The sequence below is a fragment of the Pseudomonas sp. HTZ2 genome, from assembly GCF_033173945.1.
GTDB lineage: Bacteria > Pseudomonadota > Gammaproteobacteria > Pseudomonadales > Pseudomonadaceae > Aquipseudomonas > Aquipseudomonas guariconensis.
In genome coordinates this window covers 5,001,681-5,028,642 of the sequence record NZ_CP137332.1, presented here as the reverse complement: position 1 = coordinate 5,028,642, position 26,962 = coordinate 5,001,681, and the positions used below count along the sequence as shown (strand labels likewise).

At 63.0% G+C, this 26,962-nt stretch carries 23 protein-coding genes and 1 pseudogene; 13 read left to right on the top strand and 11 right to left on the bottom strand.

Annotated features, from left to right (window positions below; genetic code table 11):
* Positions 1-8 precede the first annotated feature (8 nt).
* From R6G97_RS23490 to R6G97_RS23455, 8 genes are all read left to right on the top strand, one after another.
* Positions 9-911 (top strand): metal ABC transporter substrate-binding protein, encoded by a 903-nt coding sequence (locus R6G97_RS23490; RefSeq protein WP_090346407.1) that lies wholly within the window; start codon positions 9-11, stop codon positions 909-911.
* Positions 908-1,654, top strand: a complete 747-nt coding sequence (locus R6G97_RS23485) for a metal ABC transporter ATP-binding protein (protein ID WP_317847584.1) — start codon at positions 908-910, stop codon at positions 1,652-1,654. Before R6G97_RS23490 ends, R6G97_RS23485 begins: the two co-directional genes overlap by 4 nt.
* Positions 1,654-2,553, top strand: a complete 900-nt coding sequence (locus R6G97_RS23480) for a metal ABC transporter permease (protein ID WP_317847583.1) — start codon at positions 1,654-1,656, stop codon at positions 2,551-2,553. Before R6G97_RS23485 ends, R6G97_RS23480 begins: the two co-directional genes overlap by 1 nt.
* Positions 2,550-3,425: a metal ABC transporter substrate-binding protein gene (locus R6G97_RS23475; RefSeq protein ID WP_197853753.1), complete on the top strand. Its 876-nt coding sequence runs from the start codon at positions 2,550-2,552 to the stop codon at positions 3,423-3,425. Before R6G97_RS23480 ends, R6G97_RS23475 begins: the two co-directional genes overlap by 4 nt.
* A 66-nt stretch (positions 3,426-3,491) precedes the next feature.
* Entirely contained in the window at positions 3,492-4,418 is a 927-nt protein-coding gene (locus tag R6G97_RS23470) for a LysR family transcriptional regulator (protein ID WP_241502446.1), read from the top strand.
* A 250-nt stretch (positions 4,419-4,668) separates the two neighbouring features.
* Positions 4,669-4,977 carry a DUF3077 domain-containing protein gene (locus tag R6G97_RS23465; protein WP_238556633.1) on the top strand — a complete coding sequence of 103 codons (309 nt, stop codon included), beginning with the start codon at positions 4,669-4,671 and terminating at the stop codon, positions 4,975-4,977.
* A gap of 131 nt (positions 4,978-5,108) precedes the next feature.
* The gene (locus R6G97_RS23460; protein ID WP_090346399.1) at positions 5,109-6,026 is read left to right on the top strand and encodes an AEC family transporter; all 918 of its coding nucleotides are present in this window, start codon (positions 5,109-5,111) and stop codon (positions 6,024-6,026) included.
* Positions 6,027-6,075: 49 nt separating this feature from the next.
* Positions 6,076-6,687: a cell wall hydrolase gene (locus tag R6G97_RS23455; RefSeq protein ID WP_090346396.1), complete on the top strand. Its 612-nt coding sequence runs from the start codon at positions 6,076-6,078 to the stop codon at positions 6,685-6,687.
* 56 nt (positions 6,688-6,743) lie between these two features.
* Here R6G97_RS23455 and R6G97_RS23450 read toward each other — a convergent pair whose 3' ends face one another.
* Positions 6,744-8,162 (bottom strand): hypothetical protein, encoded by a 1,419-nt coding sequence (locus R6G97_RS23450; RefSeq protein WP_317847582.1) that lies wholly within the window; start codon positions 8,160-8,162, stop codon positions 6,744-6,746.
* A 108-nt stretch (positions 8,163-8,270) separates the two neighbouring features.
* On the opposite strand from R6G97_RS23450, the gene R6G97_RS23445 reads away from it, so the two are divergent.
* The 5 genes from R6G97_RS23445 to R6G97_RS23425 all read left to right on the top strand — a co-directional run bounded on the left by R6G97_RS23445 (position 8,271) and on the right by R6G97_RS23425 (position 14,771).
* Positions 8,271-9,407 carry an alginate export family protein gene (locus R6G97_RS23445; RefSeq protein WP_317848178.1) on the top strand — a complete coding sequence of 379 codons (1,137 nt, stop codon included), beginning with the start codon at positions 8,271-8,273 and terminating at the stop codon, positions 9,405-9,407.
* A gap of 9 nt (positions 9,408-9,416) precedes the next feature.
* Positions 9,417-11,051, top strand: a complete 1,635-nt coding sequence (locus tag R6G97_RS23440; protein ID WP_317847581.1) for an amidohydrolase — start codon at positions 9,417-9,419, stop codon at positions 11,049-11,051.
* Between the two features lie 49 nt (positions 11,052-11,100).
* Positions 11,101-12,450, top strand: a complete 1,350-nt coding sequence (locus R6G97_RS23435; protein WP_090346378.1) for an APC family permease — start codon at positions 11,101-11,103, stop codon at positions 12,448-12,450.
* Between the two features lie 91 nt (positions 12,451-12,541).
* Positions 12,542-12,859: a DUF2388 domain-containing protein gene (locus R6G97_RS23430; RefSeq protein ID WP_043215867.1), complete on the top strand. Its 318-nt coding sequence runs from the start codon at positions 12,542-12,544 to the stop codon at positions 12,857-12,859.
* Between the two features lie 877 nt (positions 12,860-13,736).
* Entirely contained in the window at positions 13,737-14,771 is a 1,035-nt protein-coding gene (locus R6G97_RS23425; RefSeq protein ID WP_317847580.1) for a GNAT family N-acetyltransferase, read from the top strand.
* Between the two features lie 161 nt (positions 14,772-14,932).
* Here R6G97_RS23425 and R6G97_RS23420 read toward each other — a convergent pair.
* From R6G97_RS23420 to R6G97_RS23375, 10 genes and pseudogenes are all read right to left on the bottom strand, one after another.
* A pseudogene (locus R6G97_RS23420) lies at positions 14,933-15,948 on the bottom strand (alpha/beta hydrolase fold domain-containing protein).
* Between the two features lie 27 nt (positions 15,949-15,975).
* Positions 15,976-16,221 carry a DUF2790 domain-containing protein gene (locus tag R6G97_RS23415; protein WP_317847579.1) on the bottom strand — a complete coding sequence of 82 codons (246 nt, stop codon included), beginning with the start codon at positions 16,219-16,221 and terminating at the stop codon, positions 15,976-15,978.
* Positions 16,222-16,615: 394 nt separating this feature from the next.
* A complete protein-coding gene (locus tag R6G97_RS23410; protein ID WP_043214154.1) occupies positions 16,616-17,095 on the bottom strand; it encodes a nuclear transport factor 2 family protein in 480 nt (159 codons plus the stop codon).
* Between the two features lie 45 nt (positions 17,096-17,140).
* The gene (locus R6G97_RS23405) at positions 17,141-17,704 is read right to left on the bottom strand and encodes a TetR/AcrR family transcriptional regulator (protein ID WP_317848177.1); all 564 of its coding nucleotides are present in this window, start codon (positions 17,702-17,704) and stop codon (positions 17,141-17,143) included.
* 269 nt (positions 17,705-17,973) lie between these two features.
* Complete coding sequence (locus R6G97_RS23400) at positions 17,974-19,572, bottom strand: ABC transporter ATP-binding protein (RefSeq protein ID WP_102081777.1); 1,599 nt, start codon at positions 19,570-19,572, stop codon at positions 17,974-17,976.
* Between the two features lies 1 nt (position 19,573).
* Positions 19,574-20,593: an ABC transporter permease gene (locus R6G97_RS23395; RefSeq protein ID WP_043214149.1), complete on the bottom strand. Its 1,020-nt coding sequence runs from the start codon at positions 20,591-20,593 to the stop codon at positions 19,574-19,576.
* Position 20,594: 1 nt separating this feature from the next.
* Entirely contained in the window at positions 20,595-21,668 is a 1,074-nt protein-coding gene (locus R6G97_RS23390) for a microcin C ABC transporter permease YejB (protein WP_317847578.1), read from the bottom strand.
* A 1-nt stretch (position 21,669) separates the two neighbouring features.
* Complete coding sequence (locus tag R6G97_RS23385; RefSeq protein ID WP_317847577.1) at positions 21,670-23,517, bottom strand: extracellular solute-binding protein; 1,848 nt, start codon at positions 23,515-23,517, stop codon at positions 21,670-21,672.
* Entirely contained in the window at positions 23,514-25,346 is a 1,833-nt protein-coding gene (locus R6G97_RS23380) for an extracellular solute-binding protein (RefSeq protein ID WP_202959342.1), read from the bottom strand. Before R6G97_RS23380 ends, R6G97_RS23385 begins: the two co-directional genes overlap by 4 nt.
* A gap of 167 nt (positions 25,347-25,513) precedes the next feature.
* On the bottom strand, positions 25,514-26,941 hold the full coding sequence (locus R6G97_RS23375) for a lytic transglycosylase domain-containing protein (RefSeq protein ID WP_090345848.1): 1,428 nt from the start codon (positions 26,939-26,941) through the stop codon (positions 25,514-25,516).
* Between the last annotated feature and the right edge of the window lie 21 nt (positions 26,942-26,962).

The window sequence follows — 26,962 nt, the reverse complement described above, 5'->3', positions numbered from 1 at the left end:
ATACCCCCATGCTCCGCTTCGTCCTCACCCTGCTGTTGGCCTGCGCCTTGCCGGCCCTGGCCCAGGCCGACAACGGCAAGCCCCTGCGCATCGGCATCACCCTGCACCCCTACTACAGCTATGTGACCAATATCGTCGGCGACAAGGCCGAGGTGGTACCGCTGATTCCGGCAGGCTTCAACCCCCATGCCTACGAGCCGCGGGCCGAAGACATCAAGCGCATCGGCACCCTGGATGTGATCGTGCTCAACGGTGTGGGCCACGATGACTTTGCCGACCGCATGATCGCCGCCAGCGAAAAACCCGACATCAAGACCATCGAGTCCAACGCCAACGTGCCGCTGCTGGCCGCCACCGGGATCGCCGCCCGGGGCGCGGGCAAGGTGGTCAACCCGCACACTTTCCTGTCGATCAGCGCGACCATCGCCCAGGTCAACAACATCGCCCGCGAGCTGGGCAAGCTCGACCCGGACAACGCCAAGGCCTACACCCAGAACGCCCGCGCCTACGCCAAGCGCCTGCGCACGCTGCGCGCCGAGGCCCTGGCCCAGGTCACCCAGGCACCGGACGCCACCTTGCGCGTAGCCACCATCCACGCCGCCTACGACTACCTGGTGCGCGACTTCGGTCTGGAAGTCACCGCCGTGGTCGAGCCGGCCCATGGCATCGAGCCGAGCCCGGCGCAGCTCAAGAAGACCATCGACCAGCTCAAGGCCTTGGATGTGCAGGTGATCTTCTCGGAGATGGACTTCCCGTCAGCCTATGTCGACACCATCCAGCGCGAAGCGGGCGTGCGCATCTACCCGCTGACCCACATCTCCTACGGCGAGTACACCCAGGACAAGTACGAGGTGGAGATGAAGCGCAATCTGGACACCGTGGTACGCGCCATCCAGGAGACCCGCACATGACCGCAGCCGCCCACCTCGGCGCCGCCTGCGGGCCGCGCATCGAGTTCGCCGGCATCGACCTGACCCTGGGGCGTACGCGCATTCTCGAAAACGTGGCCTTCAGCGTCGCCGCCGGCAGCGTGCATGCCATCGTCGGCCCCAATGGCGGCGGCAAGAGTTCGTTGATCAAGACCTTGCTTGGGCAGATGCCGCACCAGGGCCAGTTGACCCTGCACTGGCCGACCGAGCGCGAAGTGATCGGCTATGTGCCCCAGGCTCTGGAGTTCGACCGGGGCCTGCCGATGACCGTGGACGATTTCATGGCCGCCCTGTGCCAGCGTCGCCCGGCCTTCCTGGGCCTGGCCGGTCGCGTGCGGCCAGCCATCGACGCGGCCCTGGCGCGGGTCGGCATGCTCGAGAAACGCAACCGGCGCATGGGCGCCCTCTCCGGGGGCGAACGCCAGCGCGTGCTGCTGGCCCAAGGGCTGATCCCCGAACCTCAGCTGCTGGTACTCGACGAACCCATGTCGGCCCTGGACGAAGCCGGTATCCAGGTGTTCGAGCAACTGCTCACGGCCTGGCGCCAGGCGGGTACCACGGTGCTGTGGATCGAGCACGACCTTGAAGCCGTGTTGCGCCTGGCCGACCGGGTCACCGGTCTGAACCGCCAGGTGCTGTTCGACGCCCCACCCGCCCACGCCCTCACACCGCAGCGCCTGCTTGGCCTGTTCAGCGTTCACCCTCGCAGCGGGAGCCTTGCCTGATGAGCTATGACGCCTTCCGCCAGTTGGTCCAGGCCTGGGCCACCGCTGGCTACCTGCCCGAGGCCCTGGCCTACGGGTTCGTGATCAACGCCCTGCTCGCAGGCCTGATGATCGGCCCGGTGCTGGGCGGGCTGGGCACCCTGGTGGTGGTCAAGCGCTTTGCCTTCTTTTCCGAGGCGGTCGGCCACGCGGCGCTCACCGGCGTGGCCATGGGCATCCTGCTGGGCGAGCCCTACACCGGGCCCTATGGCAGCCTGTTCGGCTACTGCCTGCTGTTTGGCCTGCTGCTCAATTTCTTGCGCAACCGCACCGGGCTCTCGCCGGACACGTTGATCGGCGTGTTCCTCTCGGTGTCCCTGGCGCTGGGCGCGAGCTTGCTGCTGATGCTGGCCGGCAAGATCAACGTACACATTCTGGAGAACGTGTTGTTCGGCTCGGTGCTCACCGTCAGCGCCCAGGACCTGGTGGTGCTGGGCATCGTCGCGCTCCTGGTCCTGGCCCTGGCCCTGCCGCTCCACAACCGCATCATGCTGGCCAGCTTCAACCCGCAACTGGCGGCGGTACGCGGGGTGGCGGTCAAGACCCTGGACTACCTGTTCGTGGTGCTGGTGACGCTGGTCACCGTGGCCTCGGTGAAGGTGATCGGGGCGATCCTGGTGGGCGCCCTGCTGGTGATTCCAGCGGCGGCGGCCCGGCTGGTCAGCCAGTCGCTCAAGGGGTTTTTCTTCCTGTCGGTGTTCATCGCCACCCTGAGCACCCTGCTCGGCATCTTGCTGCCGATCGTCTTCGACCTGCCTGTGCCCTCGGGCGCGGCGATCATCCTGGTGGCCGGCGGGTGCTTCGCCCTCGCCGCCCTGGCCCGCGCCCTCGTCCCCCGCCTGCAAGGAAACCCGGCATGACCCTCTCCCTCAAGCACCTGACGCTGGCCCTCGCCCTGGCCGGCGTGCCCACGCTCTCCTACAGCACCGAAGTACTCACCACGTTACCGGTCACCCACAGCCTGGCGCAGGCTCTGCTCGACGGCACCTCGGTGCAGCTCAAGCGCGCAGCACCGGCCAACTTGCCAGCCACGCGCCAGCCGTCGTACTTCAGCGGCAGGGGCGGCGCCAGTCTGCACAAGGCGGCGCAACAGGCCGACGCGGTGATCGGCGTGCGCTCGATCTGGCGCGACGACCCGCTCTACCCCATGGCCCGGCGCAGCAACATCCGTATCGTCGAGATCGATGCGGCGCGGCCGGTCGATGGTGCGCTGCCGGGCATCGCGGTCACAGGTGAAGACGCCTTCACCGCCTACCCTTGGCTCAACCCGACCAACCTCGGGCGCATGGCCGACGTGGTGGCCAATGACCTGGAGCGCCTGTCGCCGGCGGACAAAGCAAAGATCCAGGCCAACCTCGCCAGCCTCAAGCGTCAGTTGCTGAGCCTGGCCGCCGAGGCCCAGACGCAGTTGGCCGAGGTCGATAACCTGAGCGTGGTGAGTTTGTCCGACCGCCTGGGTTACCTGGCCAGCGGTCTGAACCTGGATGTAGTGGAGCAACCGGTGCCCGCCCAGGACACCTGGCACGAGGCCGACCTCAAGGCCTTGGGCGACACCCTCAAGGCCCAGGACGTGGCCCTGGTGCTGCACCACCGCCAGCCCGCCCCTCCGGTGGCCGAGGCGATCAAGGCCGCGGGCGCCCGGTTGCTGGTGCTCGACAGCGACCCGGACGACACCGTCGGTGGCCTCAAGGCCAGCGTCGAGCAGGTGGTGGCCGCGTTGCGCCAAGGCTGAGCCGGCCCTTGCCGTGCGCGGCTGCGAACTTGTAACGTGCGCTCATTCCAGCCCGGAGCCGCCTGCGTGTCCCTCAAAGCCCTGCGCACCCTGGTGACCATCGCCCGCCACGGTACCTTCGCCCGCGCCGCCGATCTGCTCAGCCTGACGCCCTCGGCGGTGAGCCTGCACATCAAGACCCTCGAGGACGAACTGCAGGTCCCGCTGTTCGACCGCAGCCGGCGTCAGGTGGTACTGACCGAGGCCGGGCAACTGGCCGTGGCCCGCGCCGAAAGCATCCTGGCCGCCTATGACGAGCTGGCCGATGCCCTGGCCAATGGCCCGAGCCTGCGGGGGCGCCTGCGCCTCGGGGCGATCCACACAGTGCTGGCCCGGCGCTTGCCCAAGGCCCTGGTGTGGATCAAGGCCCATCATCCGCAGCTGCACATCAGCGTTTTTTCCGGCATGTCAGCTGAGCTGGCCCGGCGCGTGGAGGATGGCGAGCTGGATGCGGCGATCACCACCGAGCCAGTGCCACCCTACCCCCAGAGCCTGAACCACACCCCACTGTTCGAAGACCGCTTCTGGGCCATCGCCAGCCCCGAGCTCGCTGGCCAAAGCCTGCCCGAGCTGCTCGCCAGCCAGCCCTTCTTGCGTTTTGACAAGCGCGCCTGGGCCGGGCGGCAGATCGAACAGGAGCTGCGCCGCCAGCACTTGCAAGTGCACGAACAGATGGAGCTGGACAGCCAGGAGGCGCTCGCGCGCATGGCGGCCATGGGGCTTGGGGTCGCGATCATCCCCATGGCCGACGACGACCTCGAACGCCTCCCCCCGGCCATCCGCCTGCCGTTCGGCGAGCCGCAGCTAGTCCGCCGGGTGGTGTTGCTCGAGCATGAGAAGAGCCAGCGGCGGCACCTGAGCGCCGTGCTCAAGACCGCGTTGGAGGCCTGCGATGGGCCGCGCAGCGGCCCCCTGCCGGAATCGCGCCTTGAATCGCCTGCCCTAGGCCGGTAACCTGTGCGCGCTGCTGTCAATCCAGCAGCCGGGTTTGGTAGCCCGCGATCAATCAAGGCGCACAAGCGCCCGCTCTGCGTTTCAGCTGGCGCTTTTTTAGTGCCTGGCTGTTTCGTGTCATGGCGGCTGTGCGTAGGGCGCACTCGTGCGCGCCGGTTTCCTTGATTCCCGGTCTACCAACCTGCGTACAGCCGTCACCATTCGTTTGGTAGCGAATTGTGGCGGCTCCATTGAATCAAGGAGCGACACAATGACGAAAGCCATCCCGGACCCACCCCACCGCAGCACCACGGCTCCCGCCGCATTCGGCAGCTGCGAACACAGCCATCCTCCCCTGTTCAGCGTCTGCGCTGGCGTCGAACTCGAAGACGCCCTGGTCCATCTCAGTTCCCTGCTCAAAGGCGCCTGCGCCAGCAACCTCAAAGCCTTGCAAATAACCGACGGCACCTGCCATGACCTGCTGCTGGGCAATGACCATGCACTGGAGGCCGGCAAGGCATTGGTGGAGGCGCTGCTGGATGGGCTGGAGAGACAGCAGGTGACAAAGACCATCGACTAGCCATGGCTGTGACTGCACGAGACCTGACCGCTGACCGTGCAGTTTTCCTCAAGGGTCACTGCAGAAAACAACGTTTTTTTATGCTGACTGGCGCGGCTAGTCTGTGCCGGAACCCGACACGGACTGCCGCCATGCTCCCTCTGCTCCTGACTACCCTGCTCCCCATCATCCTGCTGATCGCCTTGGGCACCGTGCTGCGGGTGCGGGGGGTTCTGGGCGAGACGTTCTGGCCCGGTGCCGAGCGTCTGAGCTACTACGTGCTGCTGCCCGCTTTGTTTCTGCATGGCCTGGCCACGGCCAACCTGGACGGCGTGCCAGTGTTGGGCATGGTCGGCGTGCTGATGCTTTCGACCGTGCTCGGCGCGCTGCTGCTGGTGCTCTACCAGGGCGCGGTCAACCACGACGGCGCTGACTTCACCTCGGTGTTCCAGGGAGGCGTGCGCTTCAACAACTACATCGGTGCCACCCTCGCCGCAGGTCTTTACGGCAGTGCCGGCATCGCCCTGGCGGCAGTGGCCAACGCTGCCATCGTGCCGTTGGTGAACCTGCTGTGTGTGCTGGTGTTCGCCCGTTTCAGCGCCCGGCACAGCTCGCCAATCACGGTGCTGCGGGCGATCTTCGCCAACCCGTTGATCGTCGGCTGCGCCGGCGGCCTGCTGTTGCGGGTGACCGGGCTGGGCCTGCCGCCAGGGCTCGAGCCCACGGTCAAGGCCCTGGGCCAGGCCGCCCTGCCCCTGGGGTTGTTGTGCGTGGGCGCAGCGCTGGGCGGCGCTCGCCTGGGCCGGCAGGTGCGGCCCTTGGTGGCGGCCTCGGCGTTCAAGTTCCTGGTGATGCCACTGACCACCTGGGGCCTGTGCCGACTGCTGGGCCTGGGCGGTCAGGCGGCGGTGGTGGCCGTGCTGTTCCAGGCCCTGCCGACCGCGTCGTCGTCCTATGTGATGGCCAGACAGATGGGCGGCAACGCACCGCTGATGGCCACGATCATCGCCCTGCAGACCGTCGCTGCCGCCGTCACCCTGCCACTGGTGCTGAGCCTGGCGCTGAGTTGAATCCGCTTGGCTAGACTGTGATTCACCTCACCTCGCGGAAAACTCGACCATGCGCACCTCGTCGCTGGTGTTCGGCCTGACCCTGGCCCTGCTCGCAGGCCCGCTGCACGCAGCCGACAGCCCCAAGGCCGCCGTGGCCGAGGACAAGGCGCAAGTGCTGGAAGAGAAAGTGGTCGATGACGCGCCACCGCCCAAGAAGAAAGAAACCCTCACGCCCGGTGAAGTGAAAGCGGTCGACCCCGCCGGCCAGGCGCCGTTGGATGACAGCATCACCTGCCTTGCGCGCACCATCTATTGGGAATCGAAAGGCGCCAACGCCCAGGACATGAGCGCCGTGGCCAGTGTGGTACTCAACCGTCTGGGCCACGAAGGCTTCCCCGATACGATTTGCGGGGTGGTCAAGCAAGGGGTGGAAACCAAGGCCTGCCAGTTTTCCTGGTGGTGCGATGGGCGACCTGATCAGGTCGAGGAGGAGCAGCGCTATGCCGTGGCCAAAGAAATCGCCCGCAAGGCCCTCAACCAGCAGTTGAAGGACCCCACGGGCGGCGCGCTGTATTTCCATGACCGCACGGTGCGGCCGCAGTGGGCCAAGGCCTATCGCAAGACGGCCGAGACCACGCATTTCTTGTTTTACAGGCCTAATCAGGCGTTGGCGCGATGACCGCACGGATCATCGACCTGCCCTTCCCAGGCGATGCTGAAAGCGCGCCTGTTCTCTCAAGGCATCACCGATGACCAGAGGGTGAACCCGCCCAGCCCGATCGTTGTCGAGTTATAGGTCACACTGATTTGCATCGAGCAGGTGCGTTTGCGGTCAGTGGCTCCCTTTATTTCCCAATAGCCTTTGGACGCCGGCACACTCGAAGACACGCCAGGATTACAGGTCACCGTTGCATCGGACGTCAGACGCTCTATTTTGAGTCCGAGAGGATCGCCCTTGAAGTTCTTGAACCTGAACGACAGCTTTTCTGCTTTGGCGGTTATTTCAAAGGCATTTTCTGTCCACTTAGCTCGTGGTATCACAACGCCCTTCCAGGATATCTCCACTTCATCCGCGATATCAGGCATGTGCACGAAGAACAGATTCGCCTTGATGAAAGAGTCCGGGTAAAGCGAGCAATGGATGTTCGCCATGCCTTGACCACTTTTCGAGGAGGCGCCTGTCAACGCCCAGCTGGTGACACCCGTCGCATTCATGTCCGCCGGCTTGCCTTCGCTTGGTACGGCAGTCACGAGTCCAGTGGTACTGTCAGTGATCTTGAGCGACAGTTTGGCCCCCAGCGTTATGAGCGGGCTGTCTGCAGGATAGGTCGCCTCCGCCCCGCGAGGATTTTTCGCCCCCCGCTTGATGAATACACCTGTGCGTTGGCCGTTACTCACATCGTCTTCGAGCCGGGTAGACAACAGCCCGCACGTTCCAAGCACAAAGGGCGTTTGGAATCGCTCCATCGTCACCGTTACACCGAACACGCCACTGACATCTGTCCCGGTCAATGTCCAGTTCAGTCCTTTGGCGACCGTCGTGGGCTGACCATATCCAGGTACAGCGTTCATATCGGCCTGCTTCAACGTGCCGCCATCGTTGAATGACAGACGGGCGACGAGATCCAACTGGGTGAGCGGGCTGCCAGCTTTGGGCTTCAAGCTGATCGTGCGCCCCACATTGCGTCGGAAGATGGGCGGTTCGCTTATATCGGAGCCTGACAACGTGTAATCCACTTCATCGTCCAAGTGGCTCGACATCAGTACAGCTGTGGACAGCACCCTTGGGGTATCGAAGTCCTCCACCCAGACTTCCAGACCGAACCGTCCACTGGTATCCGACGCCCCAGTCAGTGTCCATTCGTTGCCATCGACCGGTATCGGGCGCGGGACACCGTAATCCGGGTTCGCCACCAGCTTCGATACGGGCAAACTTTGGGCATCACGGAATTGCAGTCGGCTTTTAAGCGCCGTACCTGCGCTCAACGGGCTCGTGTCCTTGGGCTTGAGCGTGACCCGCTGCGGCTGGCCCCGCCAGAAGTACCCCACCTCAGTCGCAGGCGAACCTTCCAACAAAAGATCGAATTCATCCTCCACCTTTTGCGACAGAAGCAGCCAAAGTCCTCGCTTCACAGGCGTCGTGAAGCCTTCCATGTGCAATTGCAGACCAAAGGTGCCGCTGACGTCCGTTCCCGTGACCGTCCATGCCGGATTGGTGTGGCCACTGAATTGGTTGCCATAGTTTGGAACGGACCCTACCTGCTGGCTGCTCAGCGAACCGGAGTCATCGAAGGCGAGCCAATACTTGAGTTTCGACTGGCTTATGCGTTGGCGCCGGATGTGGAAGTGCTTGGCGGTGCGTCGGTGATCGGCGCCACCACCCAGGGCGACGGCGATGCCGGTGGCTACACCCGCAGCGCCGATGGCCGCTTCGCCCTCGAAGAAGCCTACGGCGGACTGCGCTTAGGCGACTGGCGCCTGACCGCAGGCCGGCAGAACTTCATGGTCGGCACGGGGTTCATCGTCGCCGACGGCAACCTCGACATGTTCGATGACGGCGCCTACTGGCTCGCCCCGCGCACCGCGTTTCGCGACTCGGCGCTGCTCGGCTATACCCACGACGTGCTCCAGGCCCAGGTCTTCAGCCTGCGCAGCGACAATCACCAAGGCGACTTTCGCCTCAACGGCATCAACCTCGATTACCGCCTGGCCGACCGCGTCACCCTCGGTGCCATGGCCATGGCGGTCGACTCCCTGGCCGGCCATGGCGAGAACCTGACTGCCCGCGATGGCATGCAGGTTTTCAATCTGCGTGCCCTGAACGGCCAGCTGCCAAGCTTGGATGCCCTGACCTTGCACGGTGAGTACGCCGCGCAACGCGGCAGCGGCGAAGGCAAGCACTACCACGCCGACGCTTGGTACGCCCAGGCCGACTACCGGTTCGCGCACCTGCCGCTTACGCCGATCCTCAGCTATCGCCATGCGCGCTTCTCCGGTGACGACGCCCCCGGCGATCGCACCCAGAAAAGCTGGGACCCGCTGAGCAAGGGCTTCATCGACTGGAGCACCTGGTTGATCGGCGACGTGGTCGGCAACTACTTGCTGTTCAACAGCAACGAGCGGGTCAGCCAGTGGACCCTCAAGACCCACCTGAGCGATACCGTGACGCTGGGCGGCATCCATTACCAGTTCTCGCTGGACGAAAAGCACTTCAACGGCATGCCCGTGGACGATCGCCGCTTCGCCGACGAGAACGTGGTCTTTCTCGACTGGAACCCCACGCCCCACCTGCACACCTCGCTGGCCTACAACTGGGTCAAACCCCAGGGCGCAGCCAAGCAGGCGTTGGGCGACGACACCTTCCGCGCCCTGGAAATGTATTTCACCTACCTCTACTGAGGACCTGCCATGCAGACCGCCGAACTGATCATCACCCACGCCGACATCCGTACCCAGGGCCCGCACCTGCCCAGGGCCGAGGCCATCGCCGTGCGCGACGGCCGCATCCTGGCCGTGGGCGACAACGCCACCATCGAACGCCTGGCCGATGCCGCCACCCGGCGCATCCATGCCCAAGGCAAGCTGATGCTGCCGGGGCTGCAGGATACCCACGTGCATTTCCAGCTCAGCAGCGCCGACCTCTACCACAACGCGGCGCTGTACGACGCCACCAGCGTCGAGGACCTGCTGGCGATCATCCGCGACTTCGCCCAGGCCAACCCGGACAAACCCTGGATCCGTGGTGTGGGCTTTTCTTCGGCGCGCTTCACCCCCGAGCAATTGACCAAAGAGCGGCTCGACAGCGTCACCGACGGCCGCCCGGCGCTGATGTTCGCCAGCGACTACCACAACGGTTGGGCCAACAGCGCCGCCTTCGCAGCGGCCGGCGTACGACCCGGCAGTCCGGAGCCGGACAACGGCAGCTACCTGCGCCTGGCCGACGGCACCCCCAAAGGTTGGCTGGTCGAAGACGCCATCTGGGCCATGGGCCGCATTGCCCCAGGCTACAGCGAGTCGGACTACCTCCAAGCCATGGCCCACTACAGCAAAGTATTCAACAGCCGCGGTATCACCGGCGTGCTCGATGCGATGGTCAGCCGCAACTACATGAAGAACTACCAGGCGTGCCTTGAGCGCGGTGACCTCACCCTGCGCGTGCGCGCCACCGCCAAGGTGTTCGCCCACAAGCCGCTGGATGAGCAACTGCGCGAACTGATCGACTTGCGCAACACCTATCAGGGCGAGCGCGTGTCGCTGCATTCGGCCAAGTTCTTCCTTGATGGCGTGCTGGAGAACGGCACCGCCGTGTTGCTCGAACCGCGTTGCGACACGGGCGGCAATGCCGAACTGATGTTCACCCAGGCGCAGATCAACGAGTGCTTCGCCGCCTTCGACCGCGAGCGCTTCCAGTTGCACGTGCACAGCATCGGCGATGGCGCCACCCGTGCGGCCATCGACGGTATCGAACATGCCCGGCGCCAGAATGGCCCGTGGGACGCGCGCCACCAGATCGCCCACCTACAAGTGGTGCATCCGGCGGACATCCCACGCTTTCGCGAACTGGGCATCCTGGCCAACTACCAGACCCTCTGGGCACAACCGAACCCCGACGCCGACCCGCTGGTCGATGCCATGCTTGGCGAGGCCCGTGCGCAATGGACCTACCCGATCGGCGAGTTCATCCGCCAGGGCGTGACCTGCATGGTCAGTAGCGACTGGGGCGTGACCACCTTCGACCCGTTCCAGATCATCCAGTGCGCGGTCACCCGCCAGAACCCTGCCCACGGCCCCGACAGTCCGGCGCACACACCGCAGCACCGGATCAGCATCGACGAGGCGATCCGTGGCTACACCCTCAACGCCGCCCATGCCGCCTGGCGCGATGACAGCACCGGCAGCTTGAGCGTGGGTAAGTACGCCGACCTGATCCTGCTCGACCGCGACCTGTACAGCATCGCGCCCCATGAGATCGGCGCCACCGAGGTCCTGCTCACCCTCCTGGAAGGCCAGGAAGTCCACCGCCACGCAGGCTTCGTCGGCTGACCCGCACCTGCGCCGCCCCCTCCAACAACGACAAGAACCGGAGCTCACCATGGGCCTTGCCACCGAGAAACCTGTGAGCCTTGAGGGCGGCGCGACACTGCGGCGCACCCTGGGCATGAAAGACCTGCTCGCCTACGGGCTGGCCTACATTGCGCCGATGGCGCCTCTGACCACCTTCGGCTTCGTCTGGGAGGCCTCGGGCGGGCTGATCGCCCTGGCCTACCTGCTCGGCGCCCTGTGTATGTATTTCACCGCCCAGAGCTACGCCACCATGTCGGCCGAAGTGCCCTGCTCAGGCTCGGTCTACGGCTTTGCCCGGCACAGCCTGGGCGAGTTGCCGGGGTTCATCGCCGGCTGGCTGATTCTGCTCGATTACCTGCTGATTCCGGCGCTGGTGTTCCTGGTCATGGCGGTCGGCCTGCAAACGCTGGTGCCGGGCCTGGACCGCGCCAGTTGCCTGGTGGGCCTGGTGGTGGTTTCGCTGGCGGTGAACTGGTTCGGCGTATCGGTGACCACCCGCATCAGCCTGGTCTCGGTGGTCGTGCAGTTCGCGGTCATGCTGGGGCTGATCATGCTCGCGGTAAATGCTTTGGCCGACGGCAAAGGCGCCGGTGCGCTGACCTTGGCGCCGCTGTATGACGCCAACCAGCTCGAGTTGGGCAAGGTGTTCGCGGCCACCTCGATTTGCGTGCTGTCGTTCCTAGGCTTCGACGCCATCTCGACCCTTTCGGAGGAGGTCAAGGGTGGCGACCGGCGCCTGGTCGGGCGGGCCATTCTGGCGGTATTGCTGATCTGCGCGGTGCTGTTCGTCCTCAGCACCTGGGTGCTGGGCAACCTGATGCCGGGGTTACGCATCGCGGATGCCTCCGGTGCGATCTATCAACTGCTGGCCGTGCAGATCAGCCCCTTCAGCGCCGTGGCGGTGGCTTGGCTGATCGCCTTGATGTGTGGGTTCACCAATGTGCTGCCGATGCAGGTGGGTGTGTCCCGGGTGTTGTTCGCCATGGGCCGCGATCGCCAGTTGCCGGGGTTGTTCGCCCGTCTGCACCGGCGCCATGGCACGCCTCACGTGGCGCTGCTGTTGTCGACCGCACTGTCGCTGGTGATCGCCATCGTGATGTGCGAGCGGATCGACAGTCTGGCGTCGTTCGTCAACTTCGGTGCGCTCTGTGCATTCGTGCTGCTGCACCTTTCGGTGCTGGTGAAGCTGGGCATCCAAGGCCGTAGCCGGCGGTGGTTCGCCCACTGGCTGGTGCCCGTGGTGGGGATTGCCGTTGTACTGACGGTAATAGGTGGGATGAGCGCCGCGACCTTGGCGTTCGGGAGCCTGTGGCTGGCACTGGGCCTGGGCTACGGCCTCTACCTGCGTGGTCAAGGGCGCATGGCGCTACAGGTGTGACAGACAGGCGCGGCCAATGGAACTCCTGAGCACCGCCACCGCTCTTAACAACATGCAGTAAATCCCTTGGGCTTCACCTGGAGGTCTTGCCATGCGCCGTCTACTGCTCGTTCCTTCGTTCTTGCTCCTGCTCCCGGCAGGGGCTGCCCTGGCTGGTGTGGATGCGGGCGATGTCGCCACATCTGCGGGGGTCTCCGCCTCGCTGTACTCGACCTTCAAGGACGACAAACGGATCATCCCGGCCCGCGATGAGCTGTCGGCCTTCGTGGCCAGCGGCGGCGTCATTCGCGGTGCCTATGTGGAATCGGCGCTGGAGCAGGCCCGCAAGGACAACCCTGGGTTGCAGGCCAGTGACGAGGAACTGGCCAATGCGCTGCTCTCCCAGGATGATCCCTTGACTGATAACTGACGTCGACCTGCGTTCACTCGACGCTGCGTCAAACCAAGGGCCGCATTCCTGCGGCCCTTTTCGTTGAAGATGCGCAACACACCAATCCCGTTATTCAAGACCTCCATGCGATTCCCCCTACAGATCCGCTCTTTTCGTTTTCGTAAATTCTGCCCCTGAAAGCCTCCTGACGCTGTTAGAAACTCGCAAATACTGCATTTCCAATCCATTGCGTTTGGCGGCCTCGTAACATCTATCGAAAAGATGGAAGTTGCTTTCAACCGCTTCGCCTTGGTGTTGGTTATTTCCTCTTTGTCACTTTTCATCCAGTGCACCTAAAACTGTCCATTGCTTGCGAACGGGCAATGGCCGGGCGAATAAACAGCTCCATCGCGAAGTTACATTTCAGGCCTTCAGGGAATGATAACTTCATTGAAAAAGCACATTTTTTACGGCGGGCCGCCCTTCGCGACCCGGACCGTTGCCTGGCTCAACATCGGCGTCCAGGCGGTCCTTCCGTTGACCCTGGCATTGGCCACGCCTTCAGCCAGTGCCGCCCCCACCACTGAACCGGCCAAGCGATCACCCGCGCCTTCCCGTCTTCACACCTTTTCTCGGTCACTTGCTTGACCGCTTCGATCTTGAATTCTTCGGGGTAACGCTGACGACTCATGGCACCTCCTATTTGGGCCTCATTATGAGGCTTGGAGGTGTCTACGAAACCAGGGGCGATTCAACCTGCCAGTCGCTTTCAGCAACTGCCGTCCCAAACCGCTTGATGGCGACACCACGCAATCGCCCTATTTTTCTGTTGTGCCATCCCTCTCCTGACAGTCCTTGTAGACCCGCGTCCTTTGTTGAGAAGATTTTCCGGTGATCCAGGCCTGTGAATTTGATAATGATGGACTTTTCTGTCGAGTTTCCCGAATTCTTGCTCCCGCGTTGCACACTGCGCCGGATACATTGCGGCGATGTAGCGGCGATTTTTACCGGACTTTCCCACCCGCAAGTTATTGCTCACTATGGTGTGTCTTTCGATAGCATCGAGGCGACCCACGAGCAAATGCTTTGGTACGACGCGCTGCTGGAGGAGGATCGAGGCATCTGGTGGGGTATCGCCTTACCGGGTCGAGACGAACTGATAGGTGCTTGTGGCTTCAATGATTGGTCTAAAGCCGATCGCAGCGTGGATATCGGCTATTGGCTGGTGCCTGAAAACTGGGGTCAGGGGCTGATGCAGGATTGCCTGCTCGCCATCCTCCGCTTCGCCTTCGATACCCTCGGCGTGCACCGCATCCATGCAGATGTCGAGCCTGAAAACTCCGCCAGTACCCGCTTGCTGGAGCGCCTCGGCTTTGTGCTGGAGGGAACGTTGCGAGATGTGGAGTACAAGGGCGGGCGCTTCCTCAGCCTGCACCAGTTCAGTCTGCTGGCTACCGACCCGGCGGCGCTAGCGATGCTGATGGACGACACCCCAACGCTGCGTCCGGCACGTGAGGCGGATGCGCAGGCTCTGAGCGCCTTGGCCCGGCGCAGCAAGGCTCATTGGGGTTATCCCGAAGCTTGGATGAATGCGTGGGAGGGCGCGCTGACCATCCACTCTACGCAACTGACCGGCCATTATGCGGTGCTGACCGCAGCGGATGGCGCATTGTTGGGCTTCTATGGGCTGGAGCACGGCGAGGATGGCTGGCAACTGGAGCATTGCTGGGTTGATCCCTCGGCCATGGGAAGAGGGCACGGACGGCGCCTGGTAGACCACGCCCTGGCTGTAGCACGCGGGCTGGGCGTAACCATTCTAGCGGTTGAGTCGGATCCTTCCGCCAGGGCCTTCTACGAGCGGCTCGGGGCCCGGCATGTGGGCGATGTATCGCGCCCGATCGATGGCGGGGCCCGAAGTCTTCCGATCCTTGAGTGGCGGCTCGGTGATTGACCTTCTTTGTTGGTGAACGAATAGAGCCGAGGCTGCTCAAGGCTTTGCACCGTTTCGCGCAGGGAACGGTATGCCGATCGGTGGGCTGGCCGGTACAAGGTGCCGATGAGCCTACAAGCACGACCGGGGCGTCAATGCCGCCCCGGTTCGGTCCCTCTCGATTACTTCAGGTGTTGCTTGATCGCCTGGGCAGCCTGGTCCAATGCACTGCGGGTTCCAGGCACCTGGCTGAGTACGTTGAGCAGGCCGAAGTCGTGGATCATGCCGTTGTAACGCACGGCGGTCACCGGTACACCGGCAGCCTCCAGCTTGCGGGCATAGGCTTCGCCTTCGTCGCGCAGCACGTCCATCTCGGCGGTCTGCACCAATGCTGGCGGTAAGCCTTTCAACTGATCCAGGCTGGCGCGCAGTGGCGATGCATGGATGTCGTTACGCTGCCTCGGATCGGTGGTATAGCTGTCCCAGAACCACTGCATCATATTGCGGGTCAGGAAGTGACCTTCAGCGAACTGGTTATACGAGCCGTTGTTGAAGTTGGCGTCAGTCACCGGCCACAACAAGGCTTGGAACCGCAGCTTGGGCGTGCCGGCCTCCTTGGCTTTGATCGCGACCACCGCCGCCATGTTGCCACCGACACTGTTGCCTACACCGCCAGGCGGCTGCCATCGACACCAATCTGTTTGCCATTCTCGGCAACCCAGCGGGTGGCGGCGTAAGCCTGGTTAATGGCCGTGGGGAATTGGGCTTCCGGCGACGGGGTGTAGTCGACATAGACCGCTGCTGCACCGGAGCCGACCACCAGGTCGCGGATCAGGCGCTCGTGCGTCGGGTAGTCACCCAACACCCAGCCACCTCCGTGGAAGAACATGAACACAGGCAGTTCGCCTTTCGCGCCTTGTGGCCGTATCACGCGGATCTCCAGCGCCTGGCTGTCGACCTGAATGCTGCGGCGCTCGATTTGGATACCGGAGACATCCACTTTCACGCTGGCCTGGGCGCCAGTGAGCACGCCGCGGGCATCTTTCGGGGACAGAGTTTCCAACGGTTTACCGCCACCCGCGGCTAGGGCCTGCAGGAAGCCTTGAGTGGTGGTTTCAACACCGGGGCTACCAGCGGCGAAGGCGCTATTGACGGCGAGGGCGAGCAGGCCGGCGGTGAGGGTGCGGGACATTTTCATGGTCAAGTTCCTGGGACGCTGGAGTCATTAGTTCTGGTTGGCGGAGGTGGTGGGGCGCAGGTAACTGATTTTCTGCAGCTTGCCGTGGCTGTCGCGGTAGGTGAGGGTGGCGGTGCTGGCGTAGCTGGCGGTGTTGGCCGGCGCGTCTACAGCGATCACTCGAGCGATGTCCAAGTTCATGCCGTAGTGGTAGGAGGTGGCGCTCTGGGCAAAGGCGCCGACGCTGGTGCCAAAGGTCAGGGTGGCGATGGCGAGTGCTTTGCTAAAAGTCATGATGATTCTCCGTGAGCGTGGATATTGGGATCAGCGACTGCTTACTGCGTGGGTTTATTTTGTGTCTGAATAGTTAGCGCGCAAAATATATTTGCGCTATTGTTCTCATTGAACAATCGCATCACCCAACCCACGGTGTGAAAGCGTCCCGCAGTCAGGCAGAAAGGACCGCCGGATGGCGTTGGTGGTCAGTACCGAGGGCCGCCTGTCAGCCACGCAGAGCGCGCGCTAGCGAGCATGCAGCAGAAGGGAAGGAGAGCGGCGTATCAGCGCCATGCTTCAAAAGCATTTAAAGGCGTGGCTTACCCTCTGGGAACCCATCGGGCGCCACGCCAATTACAGAGTGAGAGAACATAGAGAAAATAGGGTGAACTTCCGTGTACACGGGAAACGTTTACAAGCCCAGATCGGACAAGCTTGGGTGATCGTCTGGACGACGGCCCTGAGGCCAATGGAACTTGCGCTCGGATTCCTTAATGGGCATGTCATTGATGCAGGCATAGCGGTTGATCATCAGACCGTCATCACCGAACTCCCAGTTTTCGTTACCGTACGAGCGGAACCAGTTACCAGAATCGTCGTGCCATTCATAAGCATAGCGAACGGCCAGGCGGTTCTCGGTGAATGCCCACAGCTCCTTGATCAAACGGTACTCATGTTCTTTGGCCCATTTACGAGTCAGGAAATTCTTTGCTTGCTCACGGTTAAATGCAAATTCAGCGCGGTTACGCCATTGGGTATCAAGGGAGTAAGCCAGAGAGACTTTTTCTGGGTCGCGGCTATTCCAACCATCTTCGGCCAGACGTACTTTGAGAATGGCGGTTTCACGTGTGAATGGCGGTACGGGCGGGCGTACTTCGTTATGAGCGGACATTTTAATTCCTCGCTTACTGGGCTGGTATCGCCCGCCTACTGGCGATTAACGATTCAGCAGTTGCTGTGCAATGGCTTTTGCATCAACTGCTGATCGGCTGTCACCAAGTAAATGGGCAACGGTGATGGCGCCGTCGATCAGAATCAGAAATTGGCGCGCACGCGCCTCTGGATCATCGAAGCCATATTCTTTACAGAGAGAGAGCACAAACGCTTTTACGTTTTCTTTGTGCTCTTTACCCACACGTCGTACTGGATCTTCTGGGTCGCCTGTTTCACCGGCGGTATTAATGAATGCGCATCCTCTGAAATTTTCAGAGGCGAACCAGTCGCAAAGCACATCAAACATGCGTAGCAGCTTGTCTGCTGCTGAATCGGCTTTATTTACTTCCGACTCGAACCATCGCATCCAGTTTCTGTCGCGGCGCTTTAAAATTTCTATTACGAGCGCTTCCTTAGTGCCGAAATAGCGGTAGATACTCTTGCGAGCGACACCAGATGTCTTTACTAAAAGATCCATTCCGGTTGCAGCAATTCCGCCGCGATAGATCAAGTCTTCCCCGATCTTCAATAGCCGCTCTTTGGTGTCGTTACTACTTTCGCTGTTCATGTCGGCAACGGTAGAACGATCGTTCTCCATGGTCAATACCCTCGCTACAGCAGTTTCAAAGAAAAATAAAATATGCTTGATTTACAAGCGCTTATACAACGTTATCTGGCTCGATAGGATATAGAGATGCCGTTCAGGACGGTGCGCCTGACGGATGCTGGTGAGGTTTACGTACGTTTTGCGCGTGGGGCTCTTTCAAAAGCCAGGTGCAGGCGAGACCTCTCCTGCACTTAGCCATTAAAACGCGCGTAACAGGTCCGTCCTGGCCCCTAAACCTCCAAAAACGCCGCCTCCAGCAACTGCTTCGTATACGCATGCTGCGGCGCATGAAAAATCGTCTGCGCATCCCCCTGTTCAACCACATGCCCATGTTTGATCACCATCAACTGATGACTCAACGCCTTCACCACCGCCAGGTCATGACTGATGAACAGGTACGTCAGGTTGTACTTGTGCTGCAGATTCCTCAGCAACTCCACCACCTGCCGCTGTACCGTGCGGTCCAGCGCGGAGGTGGGTTCATCCAGCAGAATCAACGCAGGCTTCAACACCAGCGCGCGGGCGATGGCGATGCGTTGGCGTTGGCCGCCGGAGAATTCGTGTGGGTAGCGGTGTCGGGTGCGGGGGTCCAGGCCGACTTCCTCCAGCGCGGCAATGATCGCCGCTTCCTGTTCTGCAGGGGAGCCGATGCGGTGAATGCGCAGGCCTTCGCCGACGATGTCGGCCACGCACATGCGGGGGCTGAGGCTGCCGAAGGGGTCTTGGAACACGACCTGCATTTCCCGTCGCAGGGGGCGCACGTCTTTCTGGCTGAGGCCTTCGAGGTTCTGGCCGTGGAAGCGGATGCCGCCGCGGCTGGCGATCAACCTCAAGATGGCCAGGCCTAGGGTGGATTTGCCGGAGCCGCTTTCACCCACGATGCCGAGGGTCTGGCCCTGAGGCAGGCTGAAGTCGATGCCGTCCACGGCTTTGACGTGGTCGACGGTGCGGCGCAGCAGGCCTTTCTTGATGGGAAACCACACGCGCAGGTCTTCGACTTCCAGCAAGGGGTCGCCCACGGGGTTGTGGGCGGGGGCGCCGCTGGGTTCGGCGTTGATCAGCATTTGGGTGTAGGGGTGCTGCGGGGCTTTGAATAGGGTGGTGCAGTCGGCCTGTTCGACGATCTTGCCACACTGCATCACGCACACGCGGTGGGCGATGCGTCGCACGAGGTTCAGGTCGTGACTGATCAGCAGCAGGGCCATGCCCAGGCGGGCCTGCAGCTCCTTGAGCAGGTCGAGGATCTTCAATTGCACGGTGACGTCGAGCGCGGTGGTGGGCTCGTCGGCGATCAGCAGCTCGGGCTCGTTGGCCAGGGCCATGGCGATCATCACGCGTTGGCGCTGGCCGCCGGACAGCTCGTGGGGCAGGGCCTTGAGGCGCTTGTGCGGGTCGGGGATGCCGACCATCTCCAGCAGCTCCAGGGTACGGGCAGTGGCCTGCTTGCCGGTGAGGCCTTTGTGCAGCAGGAGGATTTCGTTGACCTGCTTTTCGATGGTGTGCAGCGGATTCAGCGAGGTCATCGGCTCTTGGAAGATCATCGCGATGCGGTCCCCGCGGATGCGGCGCATGGGCTTTTCACCGAGCTGCAGCAGGTCCTGGTCGTTGTAGCGGATGCTGCCGCTGGGGTGGCGCGCCAGGGGGTAGGGCAACAGGCGCAGGATGGAATGCGCGGTGACGGACTTGCCCGAGCCGCTTTCGCCGACCAGGGCCAGGGTCTCGCCCTTGCGGATGTCGAAACTGATGCCATCGACCACGCGATGCACGTGTTCACCGGTGACGAACTCCACCGAGAGGTCGCGCACTTCGATCAGGTTGTGTTCGCTCATGTCATTTCCTCGGGTCGAAGGCATCGCGGGCGGATTCGCCGATGAACACCAGAAGGCTCAGCATGATCGCCAGCACGGCGAAGGCGCTGATGCCAAGCCACGGTGCCTGCAGGTTGGACTTGCCTTGGGCCACCAGCTCGCCGAGCGAGGGGGCGCCCGGTGGCAGGCCGAAGCCGAGGAAGTCCAGGGCAGTGAGGGTGCCGATGGCACCTGTGAGGATGAACGGCATGAAGGTCATGGTGGAGATCATGGCGTTGGGCAGGATGTGCCGGAACATGATCGGGCCGTCGCGCATCCCCAGGGCACGGGCGGCGCGCACGTATTCCAAGTTGCGCCCGCGTAGGAACTCGGCGCGCACCACGTCCACCAGGCTCATCCACGAGAACAGCAGCATGATGCCCAGCAGCCACCAGAAGTTGGGCTGTACGAAGCTGGCGAGGATGATCAACAGGTACAGCACCGGCAAGCCCGACCAGATCTCCAGGAAACGCTGGCCGGCCAGGTCCACCCAGCCGCCATAGAAACCCTGCAGGGCGCCGGCGATGACGCCGACGATGGAGCTGAGCACGGTCAGCGTCAGGGCGAACAGCACCGAGACGCGGAAGCCGTAGATGACCCGGGCCATCACGTCGCGGCCCTGATCGTCGGTGCCCAGCCAGTTGTCCGCCGAGGGCGGTGCCGGGGCCGGGACCTTGAGGTCGTAGTTGATGCTCTGGTAGCTGAACGGGATGGGCGCCCACAGCACCCAGCTGTCCTTGGCCGCGAGCAGTTCGCGAATGTAGGGGCTCTTGTAGTTCGCTTCCAGGGGGAATTCGCCGCCGAAGGTGGTCTCCGGGTAACGCTTGAAGGCGGGGAAGTACCACTGGCCTTCGTAGCGTACGGCGATGGGTTTGTCGTTGGCGATCAGTTCGGCGCCCAGGCTCAGGCCGAACAGCACGATGAAGATCCACAGTGACCACCAGCCGCGGCGGTTGGCCTTGAAGCGCTCGAAGCGCCGGCGATTGAGAGGGGAGAGTGCCATGTCAATGCTCCCGGCTGGCGAAGTCGATGCGGGGGTCGACCAGGGTGTAGGTCAGGTCGCCGATCAGTTTCACCACCAGCCCCAGCAGGGTGAAGATGAACAGGGTGCCGAAGACCACCGGGTAGTCGCGGTTGATCGCTGCCTCGAAGCTCATCAGGCCCAGGCCGTCGAGGGAGAAGATCACCTCGATGAGCAGAGAACCTGTGAAGAAGATGCCGATGAACGCCGAGGGGAAGCCGGCGATCACCAGCAGCATGGCGTTGCGGAACACATGACCGTACAGCACCCGCGAGCGGCTCAGGCCCTTGGCCTTGGCGGTGACCACGTATTGCTTGTTGATCTCGTCGAGGAAGCTGTTCTTGGTCAGCAGGGTCATGGTGGCGAAGTTGCCGATGACCAGCGCGGTGATCGGTAGCACCAGGTGCCAGAAGTAATCGAGGATCTTGCCGCTGGTGGAGAGCTCGTCGAAGTTGTTGGAGGTCAGTCCGCGCAGGGGGAACCAGTCGAAGTAGCTGCCGCCGGCGAACAGCACGATCAGCAGGATGGCGAACAGGAAGGCGGGGATGGCGTAGCCGACGATGATTGCCGAACTGGTCCAGATATCGAAGTGGCTGCCATGGCGCACGGCCTTGGCGATCCCGAGCGGGATCGACACCAGGTACATGATCAGCGTGCTCCACAGCCCCAGGGAGATAGACACGGGCATCTTCTCGGCGATCAGATCGATGACCTTGGCATCGCGGAAGAAGCTCTCGCCGAAGTCCAGGCGGGCGTAGTTCTTGATCATGATCCACAGGCGTTCGGGCGCCGACTTGTCGAAACCGTACATGCGCTCGATTTCGGCGATCAGGGCCGGGTCCAGGCCTTGGGCGCCACGGTAGTTGGAGCCGGCCACCGAGACTTCAGCGCCGCCGCCGGCGATGCGGCTGGTAGCGCCTTCGAAGCCTTCGAGCTTGGCGATCATCTGTTCCACCGGGCCGCCGGGAGCGGCCTGGACGATGATGAAGTTGATGATCAGGATGCCGAACAGGGTCGGGATGATCAGCAGCAGGCGACGCAGGATGTAGGCCAGCATGTCAGTTCGCCTCTTGCGCGGCTGCCGCTTCTTCGGCCTGGGCCTCGGCCGGCTTCGCACCTGGCTTGATCCACCAGGTGTTGATGCCGATGTCGTACTTGGGCGACACCTCAGGATGGCCGATGTGGTTCCAGTAGGCCACGCGCCAGGTCTTGATGTGCCAGTTGGGGATTACGTAGTAGCCCCACAGCAGCACGCGGTCCAGCGCGCGGGTGTGGGCGATCAGGCTCTGGCGCGAGTCTGCGTTGATCAACTGCTCAACCAGTTGGTCGATGGCCGGGTCGCGCAGGCCGATGAAGTTGCGGCTGCCTGGGTTGTCGGCGGCGGCGCTGGTCCAGAACTCACGCTGCTCGTTACCCGGCGAGCTCGATTGCGGGTAACCGCCGACGATCATGTCGAAGTCGCGCGAGCGCAGGCGGTTGATGTATTGGGAAACGTCGACGCGGCGGATGTTCAGCTCGATTCCAAGGTCGGCGAGGTTGCGCTTGAACGGCAGCAGGATGCGCTCGAACTCGGTCTGGGCTAGCAGAAACTCGAGGGACACCGGTTTGCCCTGGGCATCGACCATCTTGTCGTCGACGATCTTCCAGCCGGCTTCCTGCAGCAGTTTGTAGGCCTTGCGTTGTTGGTCGCGGATCATGCCGCTGCCATCGCTGACCGGGTTGCGGAAGGCTTGGGTGAAGACTTGCTCGGGGATCTTGCCGCGCAGGGGCTCGAGGATCTCCAGTTCATCCGGCCCTGGCAGGCCGCTGGCGGCCATCTCGGAGTTCTCGAAATAGCTGCCGGTGCGAGTGTAGGCGCCGTTGAACAACTGCTTGTTGGTCCATTCGTAGTCCAGCAGCAGACTCAGCGCCTCGCGCACCCGCACGTCCTGGAACACAGGGCGGCGCAAGTTGAAGATGAAACCCTGCATGCCGGTGGGGTTGCCGTTGGCCAATTGCTCGCGGATCAGCCGGCCTTCGCGCACCGCCGGGATGTCGTAGGCGGTGGCCCAGTTCTTCGCACTGGTCTCCAGCCAATAGTCGAACTGCCCGGCCTTGAGCGCTTCCAGTGCGACGGTGTTATCGCGATACGCGTCGTAGGTCATGACATCGAAGTTGTAGAAGCCGCGGTTGATCGGCAGGTCCTTGGCCCAGTAGTCCTTGACCCGCTCGTAGCGGATCGAGCGCCCAGCCTTGACCTGGGCGACCTTGTACGGGCCGCTGCCCAGCGGAATCTCCAGGTTGCCACGGTCGAAGTCGCGGCCTTCCCACCAGTGCTTGGGCAGCACCGGCAGCTGGCCGAGGATCAGTGGCAGCTCGCGGTTGTTCTTGTGCTTGAACTTGAACAGCACCCGCAGCGGGTCTTCGGCGATCACCTCGGCGACGTCGGCGTAGTAGCCGCGGTACAGCGGTGCGCCTTTGCTCATCAGCGCGTTGAAAGTGAACACCACGTCGTCCGCGCGCATCGGGTGGCCGTCGTGGAAGCGTGCCTCGGGGCGCAGGTAGAAGCGTACCCAGCCGTTGTCGGGGGCTTTTTCGATCTTCTCGGCCACCAGGCCGTACTCGGTGAAGGGCTCATCGAGGCTCTGGCGCATCAGGGTGTCGTAGATCAGGCCGATGTCGTCGGCTGGCACGCCCTTGTTGATGAACGGGTTGAGGCTGTCGAAACCGCCGAAGCTGGACTGGCGGAAGGTGCCGCCCTTGGGGGCGTCAGGGTTTACATAGGCGAAATGCTTGAAGTCCGCCGGGTATTTTGGCGGCTCGCCGTAGAGGGTCAGGGCGTGTTGCGGCGCGGCCATCACCGGTAGGCTCAGGCAGGCCAGCAACAGGCTGCCGGCCAGCAGGCGCAAAGGGTGCGTTGGCATCATTGGGCTTTCTCCGAAGTCTTGAGCCACCAGCTGTTCAGGCCCAGGGTATAGGGCGGCGTGGTGACGAAGGCGAACCGGTTGCGGTAGGCCAGGCGGTGATTGTCGAGATACCAGTTGGGAATCATGTAGTACTGCCACGACAGCACCCGGTCCAGGGCGCGGGCCGCAGCGACCTGGTCGGCGCGGGTGCGGGCGGCGAGCAGGGTGTCGAGCAAGTGATCGACCACAGGGTCTTTCACACCAGCGTAGTTCTTGCTGCCCTTGACCGAGGCTTGGCTCGAGTGGAAGTACAGCCATTGCTCCAGGCCCGGGCTCAGGGTCTGGTTGAGGGTCATGAGGATCATGTCGAAGTCGAACTGATCCAGGCGCTGCTTGTACTGGGCGCGGTCGACCGTGCGCAGGTGGGCGTCGATGCCCATGCTGGCGAGGTTTTCCACGTAGGGCTGAAGGATGCGTTCGAGGTTCGGGTTGACCAGCAGCAACTCCATGCGGAACTGTTGGCCCTTGGCATTGACCAGACGCTGGCCATCGAGCTTCCAGCCGGCCTGGGCGAACAGCGCCAGGGCCTGGCGCAGGGTCTGGCGGCTGATGCCGCGCCCGTCGGTGTGGCTCACCGTGTAGGGTTCGGTGAACAGCTTGGGCGGCAGTTCGTCACGGAACGGCGCCAGCAGCAGCCACTCCTTGCCCTTGGGCAGACCGCTGGCGGCGAACTCGCTGTTGGGGTAGTAGCTGGTCGAGCGGCGGTAGGCACTGCTGAACAGGGCGCGGTTGGTCCACTCGAAGTCGAGCATCAGGCCCAGGGCCTGGCGCACCCGCGGGTCACTAAAGTTGGCCCGGCGGCTGTTCATGAACAGCCCCTGGGTTTGCGTCGGGATGCGGTGCGGGATCTGCGCCTTGATCACCTGGCCGCGGCGGATGGCCGGGAAGGTGTAACCGTTGGCCCAGTTCTTGGCCTGATGCTCGATGTAGATGTCGAACTCGCCGGCCTTGAAGGCTTCGAAGGCGACCGTGGCGTCGCGGTAGAACTCGTACTCGACACGGTCGAAGTTGTACTTGCCGCGGTTGACGGCGAGGTGCTTGCCCCAGTAGTTCTTCACTCGCTCGAACACCAGACGCCGGCCGGGCTGAACTTCGGTGATACGGTACGGGCCGCTGCCCAGCGGTGGTTCGAACGTGGTGGCCTTGAAGTCGCGGCCTTTCCAGTAGTGCTTGGGCAACACCGGCATCTCGCCCAGGCGCAGGATCAAAAGCGGGTTGCCGGCGCGCTTGAAGACAAAGCGGATGCGCAGCGGGCCGAGGATGTCCACGCGCTGCACTTCCTGCAGGTTGGTGCGGTAGATCGGATGGCCTTCCTTGAGCAGGGTGCGGTAGGAGAACGCGACATCCGCTGAGGTGATGGGGTGGCCGTCGTGGAATCGCGCCTCGGGGCGCAGGTTGAACACGACCCAGCTGCGGTCCTCGCTGTACTCAACGGAGCGGGCGATCAGTCCGTAGCTGGAGGTGGGCTCGTCTCCGGAAGGATCGTACTGACCAGTGCCGACCATCAGCGGCTCATTAAGCTCGTTGACCCCGTACTGCAGGAAATTCGGCGTGGTGACCGGGCTCGAGCCTTTGAAGGTGTAAGGGTTGAGCGTATCGAAGGTGCCGAACGCCATTGCCCGCAACGTGCCGCCCTTGGGTGCTTGCGGGTTGACCCAGTCGAAATGGGTGAACGTGGCTGGATACTTGAGGGTGCCGAACTGCGCATAACCGTGGCTTTCGCTCACCGTTGCGGCAGCGGGAAGGCTCATGGCGAGGCTGAGTGAAAGCAACAGGAGGGGACGTATCAAGTCGGTGATCCGATCCAGGCAGCGTGGGGCGTTGGTCGGGCTACAGTAACAGCTTGTCTGGGATGGAAAAAGGGTGTCTGGCGCGGGGCTGGGCGCGGGGGAGTGTGACTGGATTTGTCCTCGGGGGCTGCTTTGTCACCCATCGCAGCGGCCCCAAGGCAATCGGATCAGTGCGACAGGTAGACGGTCAGCGTCTGGCCAGGCTTGAGGGCATGGCCGCTACGTGGATTCCAGCGCTTGAGATGCTTCATCTCGACGTTGAAGCGTTTGGCCACCGCATACAGGGAGTCGCCCTTGCGGACTTTGTATTGAGTGGAGCGCTGCTTGGAGGCCGCGACACGGTTGGCGGCTCCGCTCGATGGGTTGCCACCGCGCAAGGCGAGCACCTGGCCGGCCTTGAGGTGGTTGCCCGAGAGGCGGTTCCAACGCTTCAGGTCGCTCACCGACACGCGGTTGGCCTTGGCGATGGCGCCCAGGTTGTCGCCACGCTTGACCCGGTAGCTGCGGGTCGCCGCAGGTGCCTTGGTCTCGGCCAGGGCAGCCTGGAACACGGCCTTGTTCGGTTGCAGGCTAACCAGTTCCTCAGGCTTGAGGTTGGACAGGCTGTCGGTCAGCAATTGGGCCTTGGCAGTGGGCACCAGCAGCTGCTTGGGACCGTCCACGGTCATGCGTTTCTTGAAGGCCGGATTGAGCTGGATCAGCTCGTCCTCGTCGATGTCGGCGAACGCCGCAACACGCGACAGGTCCAGGCGATCGTTGATGGCCACGGCTTCGAAGTAAGGTTCGTTGGCGATGGGGCTGAGGCTGACGCCGTAGGCTTGCGGAGTCATGACCACTTGCGACAGGGCCAGCAATTTGGGCACGTAGTCGCGGGTTTCCTGGGGCAGCGGCAGGTTCCAGTAGTCGGTGGGCAGGCCCAGGCGCTCGTTGCGCTCGATAGCCCGGCTCACGGTACCTTCACCGGCGTTGTAGGCCGCCAGGGCCAGCAGCCAGTCGCCGTTGAACATGTCGTGCAGGCGGCCCAGATAATCGAGCGCAGCGTTGGTCGACGCGGTGATGTCGCGGCGGCCATCGTAGAAATTGGTTTGACGCAGATTGAAGTGGCGACCGGTCGAGGGGATGAACTGCCACAGGCCGACCGCATGGGCGCGGGAGTAGGCCATCGGGTTGTAGGCGCTTTCGATCGCTGGCAGCAGAGCCAGCTCCAGCGGCATGTCGCGCTCTTCGAGGCGCTCGACAATGTAGTGCAGATAGAGGCTGCCACGCTCGCCAGCGTTTTCCAGGAACGACGGGTTGCTGGCGAACCACAGGCGTTGCTGCTCGATGCGTGGGTTGACGTCGATGTTGTCTTGCAAGGCGAAGCCCTGGCGCATGCGCTCCCAGACATCCTGGGGGGCTTGCTCGGCTTTCTTGACCATCAGCGGGGCAGGCTTGTGCTTGACGCGCGCCTGGTAGCTTGCGCGAACGCTGTCGGATTCGTCGAGCTGACGGGTGCTCTGGCAGCCCACCAAGGTGGCGGCCAGAGCCAGCGCGCTGATTTGGGCCAGACGCGTCAGGGCGACGGAATGAGAGGTTCTGCGGCTACGGGAAGACATCGGCTGGGACAGGTTTCCGGG